This window comes from Arthrobacter sp. D2-10, assembly GCF_054161285.1.
In genome coordinates, this window is the sequence record NZ_CP096431.1 from 1,080,160 (window position 1) to 1,092,824 (window position 12,665).

General features: G+C 61.6%; 12 protein-coding genes and 1 tRNA gene. 10 read left to right on the forward strand and 3 right to left on the reverse strand.

What is annotated here, in order from left to right; genetic code table 11:
- Positions 1 to 180 precede the first annotated feature (180 nt).
- The 5 genes from M1D74_RS05130 (at position 181) to M1D74_RS05150 (ending at position 5,469) form a co-directional block, all read left to right on the forward strand.
- Positions 181 to 1,563: a GntP family permease gene (locus M1D74_RS05130; RefSeq protein WP_458117139.1), complete on the forward strand. Its 1,383-nt coding sequence runs from the start codon at positions 181 to 183 to the stop codon at positions 1,561 to 1,563.
- Entirely contained in the window at positions 1,563 to 2,333 is a 771-nt protein-coding gene (locus M1D74_RS05135; protein WP_458116725.1) for an SDR family oxidoreductase, read from the forward strand. Before M1D74_RS05130 ends, M1D74_RS05135 begins: the two co-directional genes overlap by 1 nt.
- A 64-nt stretch (positions 2,334 to 2,397) precedes the next feature.
- Entirely contained in the window at positions 2,398 to 3,417 is a 1,020-nt protein-coding gene (locus M1D74_RS05140) for a zinc-binding dehydrogenase (protein ID WP_458116726.1), read from the forward strand.
- A complete protein-coding gene (locus M1D74_RS05145; RefSeq protein ID WP_458116727.1) occupies positions 3,414 to 4,991 on the forward strand; it encodes a gluconokinase in 1,578 nt (525 codons plus the stop codon). Before M1D74_RS05140 ends, M1D74_RS05145 begins: the two co-directional genes overlap by 4 nt.
- Positions 4,992 to 5,034: 43 nt before the next feature.
- Positions 5,035 to 5,469 (forward strand): hypothetical protein, encoded by a 435-nt coding sequence (locus M1D74_RS05150; protein ID WP_458116728.1) that lies wholly within the window; start codon positions 5,035 to 5,037, stop codon positions 5,467 to 5,469.
- Positions 5,470 to 5,483: 14 nt separating this feature from the next.
- Here M1D74_RS05150 and M1D74_RS05155 read toward each other — a convergent pair whose 3' ends face one another.
- Positions 5,484 to 5,624 carry a hypothetical protein gene (locus tag M1D74_RS05155; RefSeq protein WP_458116729.1) on the reverse strand — a complete coding sequence of 47 codons (141 nt, stop codon included), beginning with the start codon at positions 5,622 to 5,624 and terminating at the stop codon, positions 5,484 to 5,486.
- A 166-nt stretch (positions 5,625 to 5,790) separates the two neighbouring features.
- On the opposite strand from M1D74_RS05155, the gene M1D74_RS05160 reads away from it, so the two are divergent.
- The 5 genes from M1D74_RS05160 (at position 5,791) to M1D74_RS05180 (ending at position 9,762) form a co-directional block, all read left to right on the forward strand.
- Positions 5,791 to 5,862, forward strand: a tRNA-Gln gene (locus M1D74_RS05160).
- An 81-nt stretch (positions 5,863 to 5,943) separates the two neighbouring features.
- Positions 5,944 to 7,398: a bifunctional UDP-N-acetylglucosamine diphosphorylase/glucosamine-1-phosphate N-acetyltransferase GlmU gene (gene glmU, locus M1D74_RS05165; RefSeq protein WP_458117140.1), complete on the forward strand. Its 1,455-nt coding sequence runs from the start codon at positions 5,944 to 5,946 to the stop codon at positions 7,396 to 7,398.
- Positions 7,395 to 8,375, forward strand: coding sequence for a ribose-phosphate diphosphokinase (locus M1D74_RS05170; protein WP_458116730.1), 981 nt, complete (start codon positions 7,395 to 7,397; stop codon positions 8,373 to 8,375). The genes glmU and M1D74_RS05170 overlap by 4 nt, the downstream gene beginning before the upstream one ends.
- Positions 8,376 to 8,623: 248 nt before the next feature.
- Entirely contained in the window at positions 8,624 to 8,899 is a 276-nt protein-coding gene (locus tag M1D74_RS05175) for a helix-turn-helix domain-containing protein (RefSeq protein ID WP_458116731.1), read from the forward strand.
- Positions 8,900 to 9,048: 149 nt separating this feature from the next.
- Complete coding sequence (locus M1D74_RS05180) at positions 9,049 to 9,762, forward strand: IS3 family transposase (RefSeq protein WP_458117141.1); 714 nt, start codon at positions 9,049 to 9,051, stop codon at positions 9,760 to 9,762.
- 123 nt (positions 9,763 to 9,885) lie between these two features.
- On the opposite strand, the gene M1D74_RS05185 is transcribed toward M1D74_RS05180, so the two are convergent.
- Together M1D74_RS05185 and M1D74_RS05190 are read right to left on the reverse strand one after the other, a co-directional pair.
- Positions 9,886 to 10,533 carry an LPXTG cell wall anchor domain-containing protein gene (locus tag M1D74_RS05185; protein ID WP_458116732.1) on the reverse strand — a complete coding sequence of 216 codons (648 nt, stop codon included), beginning with the start codon at positions 10,531 to 10,533 and terminating at the stop codon, positions 9,886 to 9,888.
- Positions 10,534 to 10,781: 248 nt separating this feature from the next.
- On the reverse strand, positions 10,782 to 12,566 hold the full coding sequence (locus M1D74_RS05190) for a DUF4012 domain-containing protein (protein ID WP_458116733.1): 1,785 nt from the start codon (positions 12,564 to 12,566) through the stop codon (positions 10,782 to 10,784).
- Positions 12,567 to 12,665: the final 99 nt, after the last annotated feature.

Sequence of the window (12,665 nt, forward strand, 5' to 3'; positions counted from 1 at the left end):
GGGAGCAGGCGCAGTCGACTTGCCCTTCGAGGGGGTTGAAGCAGAGGAAGATCCCTCGTCGGAAGGAGCGCCGGAATCCAAAGGTGTTACCTTTCTTGCTAGTAACGCGAAGCGTGTGCCAGACTACGAACCCAAGGTGCGTAGCTCTGTCAAGGGGCCTGAATATCAATGGAGAATTCTTTGGAAAATTTCACCCAAACTCTTGGAGCGGGGCCCTTGCTGGGGATCGCCGCGGGCGCGATTGGCCTCATCCTCATCCTGGTCATCAGGTTCAAGGTACACGCGTTTCTCACGTTGGTCCTAGTCTCCCTCGTGACCGCGTTCGCGACCGGAATTCCTACCGGTGAAATCGTCAACGTTCTCGTATCGAGCTTCGGCGGAACGCTCGGATCTGTCGCATTGCTCATCGGTCTTGGAGCGATGCTCGGCAAGATGGTCGAACACAGCGGCGGCGCCAGGGTCCTCGCAGACAAGCTGGTCGGCGCCTTCGGTGAGAAGCGAGCACCCTTCGCCCTCGGCCTCGCCTCGCTCATCATGGGCTTCCCCATCTTCTTCGACGCAGGCCTGATCGTCATGCTGCCCATCATCTTCGCCGTGGCCCGGCGCATGGGCGGCAACAACGTCCTGCTGTACGGTATCCCGGCCGCCACCGCCTTCTCGGTGATGCACGTCTTCGTGCCGCCGCACCCCGGCCCGGTGGCAGCCACCGAGCTTTACGAAGCGAACCTCGGTTTGGTGCTTCTCATCGGCCTGCTGATCGCCTTCCCGGTCTGGTACGTCACGGGTTACCTGTGGGGCAAGTTCGTTTCCTCGAAGTACATCATTCCCGTCCCCGCACTGTTCGGATCGATCGACAACGACCAGCCCGTCAACCCGCCCAAGGCGTCCACCGTGGTGGCGATGCTGCTGCTGCCGCTGGTGCTCATCTTCATGAACACAGGTCTCGACTACCTGAACGCTGCCGGCGTCGTCAACGCTGATGAGCAGGTCTGGGTACAGGTCCTGACCACTATCGGTTCGTCACCGGTGGCGCTGCTGATCTCCGTGCTTGTCGCTACCGCGGTCCTGGGTCACCGTCGCGGTGAGAACGGTACGGCCCTGGAGAAGGTGCTGGATTCCGCGCTGGGTCCGATCTGCTCGGTCATCCTCATCACCGGTGCAGGCGGAATGTTCGGTGGCGTGCTCCGCGCGTCCGGCATCGGTGACGCTCTGTCGGATTCTCTCGCTGAAGTCGGCCTGCCCGTTATTGTCGCTGCCTACGTCGTCGCGGTGATCCTCCGCGTTGCGCAGGGTTCGGCAACGGTGGCCCTGGTGACCACCGCGGGCCTCATGGCGCCCGCTGTCCTTGCCGGCGGGTTCAGCCCTCTTCAAATCGCTGCCGTCGTGCTCGCCAGTGCTGCAGGTTCGGTTTTTGCCAGCCACGTCAACGACTCCGGCTTTTGGCTCGTCGGCCGGCTCATGGGCATGGACGTGAAGACCACATTGAAGACGTGGACCGTTCAGCAGTCACTCCAGTCCGTCGCCGGGTTCCTGCTGACCCTCGTGGTCTTCTGGATCGGCTGATGACGGTGAATACTTTCGACATCACTGGCCGGCTTGCGCTGGTCACCGGATCCTCCCGTGGCTTGGGCTATGCCCTCGCCACGGGCCTGGCGCAGGCGGGCGCGCGGGTTGTTGTGCACGGACGTGACCTTGAAGCCGTGCAGCGTGCCGCAGACTCCATCGGAGAAGCAACCGGCACGACGCCGGCGACCACCACGTTCGACGTCACCGACGCCGGTGCCGCCGCAGACGGCATCGAGGCGCTCGTTGCCGAACACGGCGTGCCGGACATCCTGGTCAACAACGCGGGCATCCAGCGCCGCGCACCGTTCAACGACTTTGATCCGGCTGACTGGGACGCCATTGTCACCACGAACCTGTCCAGCGTCTTTTACGTGTCCCAGCAGATAACGCGGCGTATGGCCGAGCGGGGCTCGGGCAAGGTCATCAACATCGGTTCGGTCCAGTCGATGCTTGCCCGGCAGACCATCGCGCCCTACTCAGCCACCAAGGGTGCAGTCGCCATGCTCACCAAGGGCATGGCGGCGGACCTCGCGCGGTACAACATCCAGGTCAACGCGATCTCCCCGGGTTACTTCGCCACCGAGATGAACCGTGCGCTGGTTGAGGATGAGGCCTTCAATTCCTGGGTGATCAACCGCACCCCGGCACAGCGGTGGGGGAAGTTTGAGGAACTCGTTGGAACGCTCATCTACCTGTCGTCCGATGCATCGACCTTCGTGTCGGGACAGAACATCTTTGTTGACGGTGGGATGACGTCCGTCGTCTAACGCCGCGCTTGGCGGCCACCGTCGTCGTCAGCTGAACCAGTGGAAATCGAAGGAGAGCCACCACATGAAAGCCCTCGTCATCAATGGGAAGCTCGACCTCGTCGAGACTGAAGTTCCCACGCCCGAGCCCGGACCGGGGCAGGTCCGGCTGCGGATGGCCTTCGGAGGCATCTGCGGATCTGACCTGCACTACTACAACGAGGGCGCGAACGGCGAGTACGTTGTCCGCGAACCTCTTGTCCCGGGTCATGAGGTGTCGGGCTCGGTGGATCTGGATCCCTCCGGGGAGTTGGCCCACGGCACCCCGGTGACAGTCCATCCGGCTACCTTCGGAAACCCCGAACCCGGAATCGAGGACCGGCGCCACCTGTGGCCCGGCGGAGCTTACCTGGGCAGTGCGTCGACCCAGCCCCACACCCAGGGCGGCATGAGCGAGTTCCTGATCGTGGGCAAGGACATGGTGCGGGTGCTTCCGGAGGGCCTGTCGCTGCGACGGGCGTCCCTGGCGGAACCACTGGCCGTGGGGTTGCACGGGATCACCGTCGCCGGCGGAGTGCGGGGCAAACGCGTGCTCGTGTCCGGTTCAGGGCCGATCGGTCTGCTCGCCGCCGCTGCGTGCCTCGCTGAAGGTGCCGCCGAAGTGGTTGCGAGCGATGTGCTGCCGGGACCACTGGAGCGAGCGCGGCGCCTCGGCGCCCACGACACCATCCAGGTCGGGGCCGAGGACATCCCGGCCATGGCGTTCGACGTCGTCCTCGAGTGTTCGGGCGTTCCCGCCGCCGTCAGCGCTGCGCTGGTGGCCGCGCGGCGGGCCGGCGTCGTCGTGCAGGTAGGAATGGTGCCCAACGAACCGCGGGCGATCAACTTTGCACCGCTGGTGTCGAAGGAGATTCAGCTCCGAGGGGCCTTCCGATTCAATGACGAGATCGACCGGGCCATTGAACTGCTCGAAGAAAACCCTGCCATCGAGGACGTCATCACGCACGAACTGCCGGCCGACAGGGCGCTTGAAGCATTCGCGATGGCCAAGGATTCCGAAAAGTCCGGCAAGGTCATCGTCTCGCTGTGGCGAGACGAACGATGAGCACGCTGAGCGAGCACCGGGTGACAGGGGAGAACGGGAAGGTTGTCCTCGGGGTCGACCTCGGCACAACCAGTACCAAGGTGGTCGCCTTCCGGACCGACGGCACGCTTGAAGCGTCGCACTCCGCGGGCTATCCGCTGGATGAACCGCACCCGGGGCACGCCGTGCAGGACCCTCAGCTCATCCTCGTTGCGGTGCTCGAATCCGTCCGTGAAGTTGTGGCCCAGGTGGGCGCGGACCGGGTTGCGGGGCTGTCGTTCAGTTCGGCGATGCACAGCCTGATTGGGCTGTCCCCGACGGGGAAGCCGCTGACCGGGGTCGTCACCTGGGCGGACACCCGTGCACAGGTCCAGGCGGAACGGCTTCGTGCGTCGGCCGGCGGGCTCGCGCTGCACCGGCGGACGGGCACGCCGCTGCACCCCATGTCACCGCTACCGAAGCTCGTCTGGTTCCGCGAGCAGGAGCCGAAGCTATGCGAGAGCATCGGCTTCTGGGTGGGCATCAAAGAGTTCGTCCTCTCGAAGATCTGCGGCGCGCTGGTCGTCGACTATTCCGTCGCCTCGGCAACCGGGCTGCTGAACATGAACACCCTTGCCTGGGATGAAGAGGCCCTCGCCATCGCAGGTGTGCAGCCCGAGCAGTTGCCCGAGGTAGTGCCGACAACCACCGTGCTGCCGGCCCTGACTGACGACGCCGCTGCCTCCATGGGCTTGCCGGCGGCGACACCGGTTGTGGTCGGCGCTGCGGACGGTCCGCTCGCCAATCTCGGCGTCGGCGCGGTACATCCGGGTACGGCGGCATGCTCGATCGGAACCAGCGGGGCAATGCGGGTTGCTGTGGAGCGCCCCGCCGTCGACCCGCTTGGCGGTGTGTTCTGCTACGCGCTCACAGCCACCCGGTGGGTGGTCGGAGGCGCAATCAACAATGGGGGAGTGGTGATGGGGTGGGCCGGCGATTCTCTCGCCCCCGACCTGGCTGACCCCCCGGAGGAGGAGTTGCTGGCGCTGGCGGCGAAGGTAGCGCCCGGGTCCGGCGGGCTCCTGATGCTCCCGTACCTGCTCAGTGAGCGGGCCCCTCATTGGAGCTCGCTGCCACGCGGCGCCTACGTCGGCCTTACCCGTGCGCACCGTCGCGAACATCTGGTGCGAGCGGCGATTGAAGGTGTGTGCCTTCAACTGGCGCTGGTGCTGCATTCGATGCGGTCGGCTGGACTCGAGGTGAACCGCATCCGGGCCACGGGCGGTGTCATGCGGAGCCCGCTGTGGCGCCAGTTGTTGGCGGATACGTTCGGGATGCCGGTTGAGTTCGCCCGCGGCCAGGAAGGGTCGGGCTTCGGTGCTGCGTTGCTGGGTATGGAGGCTCTCGGCCTGATCGAGTCGATCGACGTGGTTGAGGACATGGTCCAGATTGAGGAAACGGTGCGGCCGCATCCTGCTTCAGCCGCCGTCTATGCCTCCCTGCTGCCGGTCTTCTCTGAGCTGTATAGCGCGCTGGTGCCGACCTTCACGTCCCTGCGGCGGCTTGCGCCGTCGCTGCCGATTGACCTCACCGAAGATTCGGCTGGACCGGAGTAGCGCTGGATAGAATCGGGTGAACTGATCTCACCTTGGGGGATTCATGAAGCGCCTTTTGATTCGGCTTGTCCTTGTGTTCGCGGTAGCCGGTTGCACAACGACGACGCCGGATGAAGCTCCCGCTACAACGTCAGAGCAAGCGCCGGCATCGACGCCTGAAGCGATGGGTCCAGGCGACTACGCCTTCGTCACGCAGTCCGGAGCCGAGGGCGTTATCTCGGTTCCGTCTACTGACGGCGCAAGAAGCATCGCGGTCACGGTCGACAACACCACCGGCACGGACCCCGTGAGCTTGACCGGTGTGACCCTCAAGGGCGCCAACGGTCAGGAGTTCCTCTATACGAGCTCGAGCAGCGACGTGCCTCCGTTGAGCGAGGAGAATCTCGTCTTCACTGGTGAGGAGATCCCGCCCAACTTCAACGCTGTCGCGGTGCACGAGTTCGAGGGGTCCTCCGTCAACGCGGTACCGGTTGAATAGCAAGCTCTCGCCTTTTACACAGTTCTGCGGTGGTCCTCCGCTGGAGGTTCCAGTTCTCCCGCCAAGTTGTCGAGCCATGAGCGCTCGGGGCAAGGGTCGTCAGCGATGATGTGCTTTTCAACGAAGTTGTGAATGCGTTCCTGCAGGTGTCCCATGTCCAACTCCTCTTCGAGCGCTACCGGGGTGGTGGTGCCCAGTGTTCAGGAGGAGGCTTGTGTTTAGCTTGGATCTGCGTCCGGGGGGCGCCAAGTCGCAGGATGCCGCTTGGACATGGCAAACTAGGTAGTCGCGTGCTCTGTTCGGGCGACCGAATGCACGCGGTCCGCCCTGGTGTAACGGCAGCACCCCAGCCTTTGGAGCTGTGGAGTATAGGTTCGAATCCTATGGGCGGAACGGCAGGCCAGCAGGCGTCAGAGACAGGCAAGGAGCGGCCCCTTCGTGAGCCACGAGAACCAGTCCGATCAGGCGAATTCAATGCCTGCAGCAGTGATAGTTCTGGCAGCGGGAGCGGGCACGCGAATGAAGTCGCGGACTCCCAAGATTCTGCATCGGATCGGCGGTACCTCGATGGTGGGCCACGCGCTCGCCGCGGCGCGGGGCCTCGCCCCGCGGGAGCTCGCGGTGGTGGTTCGGCATGAGCGGGACAGGGTCGCGGCGCACATCGCCGAGCTAGATGCTGGAGCGCTGATCGTGGATCAAGACGACACTCCCGGCACCGGTCGTGCTGTACAGGTCGCGCTTGAAGCTCTAGACGCGCAATCGACGATCCAAGGAACTGTGGTTGTCACTTACGGTGATGTTCCGCTGCTGGATACGGGAACGCTGCAGGAACTCGTTCGCAGGCATGAAAGTGAAGCTAACGCTGTCACAATTCTCACCGCAGTCCTGGAAGATGCAACCGGCTATGGACGCATCGTTCGAGCCGACGACGGTACTGTCACCGGCATCGTTGAGCACAAGGATGCGACCGATGAGCAGCGAGCCATCACGGAAATCAATTCCGGTATCTATGCCTTCGACGCGGCGGTTTTGCGCGAGAGTCTCACCAGTGTTGACTCCAACAATGCCCAGGGCGAGATGTACCTGACGGACGTCCCTTCGATCGCCAGGCAGGCGGGCGGGCGCGTAGCCGCGGTTGTATCTTCCGACCGCTGGCAGGTCGAAGGAGCAAACGACCGTGTGCAGCTCGCAGCGCTTGGAGCAGAGCTCAATTGTCGAACTCTTGAGCGGTGGATGCGTGCCGGTGTAACCATTATCGATCCGGCCAGCACCTGGATTGATGTGGACGTCGACTTAGAAGAAGACGTCACGATCCTCCCGGGAACCCAACTCCACGGGGCCACGAGGATCGCCCGTGATGCTGTTGTTGGACCGGACTGCACACTCACCGACGTAGTAGTTGAAGAGGGCGCAAAAGTAATCCGGACCCACGGCACCGGAGCGCGTATCGGAGCCGGTGCATCGGTCGGACCTTTCACCTACTTGCGGCCCGGTACGGTGCTGGGGGAATCCGGCAAGATCGGCGCGTTCTATGAGACCAAAAACGTCACCATCGGACGCGGATCGAAGCTATCCCACCTTGGTTATGCCGGAGATGCCGAGATAGGCGAGAACACCAACATCGGGTGCGGCAATATCACCGCCAACTACGACGGTGTGAAGAAACATCGGACAGTCATCGGCAGCGAAGTTCGGACGGGGTCCAACACGGTTTTCGTCGCACCCGTGACCGTTGGTGACGGCGCTTACACGGGAGCAGGCGCCGTCGTTCGTAAGGACGTCCCCCCAGGTGCTTTGGCCATCGTCGCTGCTTCACAGCGCAACCTTGACGGCTGGGTGGAAACGAATCGTCCCGGCACCGGGGCGGCTGCTAGCGCCGCTATGGCGACCTCTCTAACAACTTCTACAGAAGAAAGCGATCCTTCATGAGCGAAATAACCGCGCGCGGGGAAAAGAAGCTAGTCCTCGCCTCGGGAAGGGCTCATCCTGAGCTCGCCGAGGAGATCGCGAAGGAACTGGATACTGAACTTCTGCCCGTCTCCGCTTACGACTTCGCGAACGGCGAGATCTACGTGCGGTCAGGGGAGAGCGTTCGTGGAACCGATGTGTTCGTCATTCAGGCTCACCCCGCTCCACTGAACAACTGGCTCATGGAGCAGCTCATTATGGTGGACTCATTGAAGCGCGCCTCGGCGAAGCGGATCACCGTTGTGTCGCCGTTCTACCCTTATGCTCGCCAGGACAAGAAGGGCCGCGGCCGCGAGCCCATCTCAGCCCGACTTGTCGCTGACCTTTACCACACAGCCGGCGCTGACCGTCTGATGTCCGTGGACCTCCACACCGCTCAGATCCAAGGCTTCTTTGATGGACCGGTTGACCATCTCATGGCGATTCCGCTTCTCGCCGACTACATACGGGGGAGGGTAGACGCTGACAACATCACAGTCGTTTCGCCCGACACCGGCCGTGTGCGTGTCGCAGAACAGTGGGCGGAGCGTCTGGGCGGAGCGCCGCTTGCCTTCGTGCACAAGAGTCGCGATCTGACTATGCCCAACCAGGCCGTGTCCAAGACCGTCGTCGGCCAGATCGAGGGTAGGACCTGCGTCCTGATCGATGACATGATCGACACCGGTGGAACGATTTCCGGAGCAGTGCAGGTACTGAAGAACGCCGGCGCCAAGGATGTCATCATTGCTGCTACGCACGCGGTCTTCTCAGACCCAGCTGCTCGCCGTCTGGCCGAGTCCGGGGCGAGGGAGGTCGTAGTGACCAACACACTGCCGATCGGCCCCGAGAAGCGATTCCCGCAGCTCACCGTTCTATCCATTGCACCGTTGATCGCCCGAGCTATTCGTGAGGTCTTCGATGACGGCTCCGTGACGAGCCTCTTCGACGGCAATACCTGAGCAAATAATGAGGAGCGGCCTAGTACGAAGTTCTATGCATGCACGTAGTTCGTTATCGGTGGATCAGCGTGAGGCCGCTGTAGCGTGTTTCGAGAAGGGCGTTGCAGCTAGGACGGTGGCCGGGTCGCTGGGTGTCTCTCGTCACCCGGTCAGGCTTCTCTACCAGCGTTGGAAGATTCATGGCCGAGGAGCGCTGGTGACCAAACCGAAAAAATCAGTCATACTCATTCGAGTTCAAGCTCGCGTTGGTGGAACGGTTTCTCGAAGGCGAGGCCGCTCAGGAGCTCGCCGCCGAGGCCGGCTTGTCCTCGCCTCAATTGTTGAAGACCTGGGCGCGTAAGTACCCCCGTGAGGGTGCCGACGCGTTGCGAGCGAAGCTCAATGGCAGACCAAAGAAACCTGACATTCCGCCGCCCGCGGAGGTATCCGAACTGGTGCAATTGCGGCGGGAGAACGAACGGTTGCGGGCAGAGGTGGCGTACCTGAGAAAATTACGGGCCTTGAGGGCGCAGGAACGACGGTGAAGGCCCAGGCCATCATCGCCCTCAAGGCCGACTCTCCCCTCCCGGTTCTACTGCAGGTCACCGATCTTGCCCGGTCTACCTTCTTCTACCAGCAGGCGCGCCTCTAAGGACCGGACCCGCACGAGGAGCTCAAAGTTGCGATCACGGAGATTTTCACGAAGAACCAAGGCCGGTACGGGCACCGCCGCATCCACACCGAACTGGCCACGCAAGGATGGACCGTCGCGAAGAAGACCGTCCTGAAGCTGATGTGTTCGCTGCAGCTGGTCTTCAAGGTTCGCAGGAAGAAGCGTTGCAACCCCTACCGGGGCGAGCAGGGCACGGTCGCCCCGAACGTGCTGAACCGGGAATTCACAGCCGATGCCCCGAACGAGAAGTGGGTCACCGACGTGACCGAGTTCAGCGTCGGCGACCGGAAGCTCTACCTCTCACCGGTCATGGACCTCTTCGACGGGCAAATCATCTCCTACGCGGTAGGGCTGTCCCCGAACCTGGAACTGACCAACAGCTCACTACGCGATGCCCTGACAACCCTCGAGCCGGGACAGCACCCGCTCGTCCATTCGGACCAGGGTTTCCAGTACCAGCACGCCTCTTGGCGGCGCATTCTCCAAAACGCCGGCGCGGCCCAATCTATGTCACGCAAGGCCAACTGCTACGACAACGCGGTGATGGGAAACTTCTTCGGCCACCTCAAGGAAGAACTCTTCCACCGCGTCCATTTCCTCACACACAGACGCACTCACAACGGCCCTGCACCAATACATCCACTGGTACAACACCGAAAGAATCTCGACAAAGCTAAAGGGCCTGAGCCCGGTGCAATACCGTGCTCAGGCCCTTATCGCCTAGCCTCTGACTAAACCAGTCCAACTATCGGGGACCAGTTCAAGTACTAGGCCGCTCCTTTCATTTCGGCTTTCAATCAGGAAAAGGAAAGCCCGGCCGGAGCTGAGCTCCGACCGGGCTTCTAGAAAATCTGGGACTTACGCTTCGACGCCTGCGCGACGACGAGCGACGAAGATGCTTCCTGCACCAAGGCCCAGGGCACCGATACCGGCTGCGCCCCAGAGGAGCATTGCCGAATCTATGCCGGTGTTGGCCAAACCGCCGCCGGTCGTCGAGGATCCAGGTGTGCCGGTTCCACCAACTGCCGTGCCGCCGCCACCAACGCCGCCTGCTGCAGGAGCGTCAACCACAACAACTGCGGTTACGACTTGGCCTGACTCACGGCCAGTGGCGGTGAGGGTGTAGGTTCCCTCTTCCTTCGGGGTGAAGGAGTAAGAGAAGTTACCCTCGGCATCTGCGGTCACGGTATCCTCGATGACGATTGCCATCGGAAGAATGACTCCGCCCAGAGCGGCACCAAGGCGGCCAACTCCAGCGGCAGCTCCGGAAGCTCCCGGCTGACCTGCGACGAAGTCAACAGTGATGTCGATGATCTCACCTGGCGTGAAGAGACCCTCGTTGCTGCTGAAGACGACGGTTTCGCCGGGCGCTACGGTTCCATCATCGACGGTTCCCTGAGCAGGGGTGGGAGTGTAATTGTTGTTGAGGCCCTGCGCCTGGGCAGCGCTAGCTCCAACGAGCGTGAGAGAGCCGGCGATTGCGACGGCTGCGATGGTTTTTTTCATGAAGAGACTCCCCAGTAAAGGTGTTTGCGACAGACTTCTAGCGGTGATCGACCTGAAGATGATGTGATTTCCCCCAGCCCCAACTACCCTAACGGAGAGTCTAGCAAGGCCAACGAGGGCCAGGATGCTACGTACCCGCAGCTTCTCCTTAGGGTTTCCGCAAGTGACATTACACTATTCGTCCGGTGGCTTCTAACGATACTGTCACAAAAACAGGGATGTAACCTGAAGTTAATCTTCGCTTGTTGTCATTCGCATTCTCCACGTCCTTGTAGCGGAAGAACCACCTCGGAGAGAGGCTGAATTGTCGGCGTGACTTCTAACACTGGTTCGTTCTGTTGTATGACGTTCGTGAAGTCGAGTTCTAGGGTCGCAATTTCTCCTGGGGCAAGCGTGGCCGTCAAGACCCCTACAGGGCGGTCGTCATGACGGTACGACCCGAGAGGAACCGTTTCTCCATTCATCCGCGCTTTCTGGAGCTGGGATTGATTCGGTCCGTAGCCCACGAGATTGGTTTGCACGGTTCCAGGCGGGACACCGAACGTCCCTCCTCCAGTCACGTAGTCGGGTAACGATTCCGCAGCGTCCGCTGGCGCATTGTTGGTTATGGTCGCAGTGAGCGTGTACTGCAGGTAGCCGTCAGAGGTACACGACCGATTCAGCTGTACAGTGCGCTGAACATGGTAATCCATCTTCGCTCCCGTGCCGTCGTTAAAATACGCTCCGAAAGTAGCTCCACCAGCCGCTGAGCCAGTTACGGCACCGGCTAACGGAGTCCCGTTGATGATTCCCTGCTCGTTCGAAGCGTTAGACCAGAGATAGATACGGTTTTCGTCGGAGCTTTTCATCAAAGCGTCAATGAGTTGGTCGCTCTCGCCCGCACCGCTTGCGACAGCGTCGAAGACTTCCCCAGCGACTGCGGCGAAGTACTCATCCTGGGCGCTAGGTTCTTCTATTTCTGCATAGACGTCGGAAAGCAAGGTCGGCACGACATTCTCGGCGGTAAGCGCTTCAGGAAGACTTGTCTGCGAGAGTTGTTCCATGACAGCAGCGTTCTCGGAATCCGCGAGCTCAACCGGTCCTGTGGCGCTCAGAATGTTAGCGAGGACTATCGGATCGACAGCGATAACTCCGTCGATATTGGCGTCAAGATTTCGGTCCTCCCACATTGCTTTTGCCGTCTGCGCGACAGTCGGGAAGTCGGGCGTTAGGTTGACACTCTGCATGAATGTGCCGAGGCGTTTGGAATATATCTGCTCTTGCACCGAGCTCACGGGAATCGGCGGACTGAATCTACCCAAAGTCGTCGCGCTGCCCTGCGCACTCAGCACAATTTCACCATTTTTCGCTGTTACTACGGCTAGGGCGCCCGGAATACCACCCGTAGCCCGGACCTCCGCGCTGTTCTGTATGAGTATTAGGTAGTTGCGTTGGCCATCGGCGCCTAGCATGGCAGGGATGAGTTCAGCCGCTGAGGAAGCCGCGTTTAGCGCCAGGCGCGCCTCATTGAGGGAATCGGTGATCTGAGTAAGCGGAGTGGCAACTTGCGGCAACAAGCGAGTGGAATCGATGGAAGCTAGGCGATCGTACGAGAGGTCGACTGTCGTAGCAGCTGCAGAAATACTCGGAGAAATTTTGCGCAGGGGCGCCACATCAATTCTGCCGTTTGCAGGTGTAAGTGAGCTCCAGTCGAGTGAGTCGAAGTGATCAAGGAGCGGCGCAACTGCGCGATTAACCACATCATCAGCTGATACCGATACCTCAGTCACCGCCGCAAAGTTCGAGCCGACAAAGGGGAGTATTCCGGCCGCCTTCCACATCGGGTCAGTTCCCGCACTCCGAGCTAGCGCCGTATGCTTTTGCAACTTCGATAGTGTGTCTTGCGCGGCATCACCGTCGCCGGCGATCAGTTCGCTCTGCAGTTGTGGCAGGAGCCCGAGGGTCGCCTCAAGGCTACTTTGGATCTGTTGTGCACGAAACGCGAGCCAAGCCGCACTCAGAGCAACAAGAAGCAGCAATGCGGAGAGCCCCATGACAAAATGCAGACCGCGTCTATCTCGGCGTCTAGCCCTCCGCGGGCTGGTGTCAGCCAGGGGTGCGTCCCCGGCGAGCGGTTGCTCAGATGGCATGCC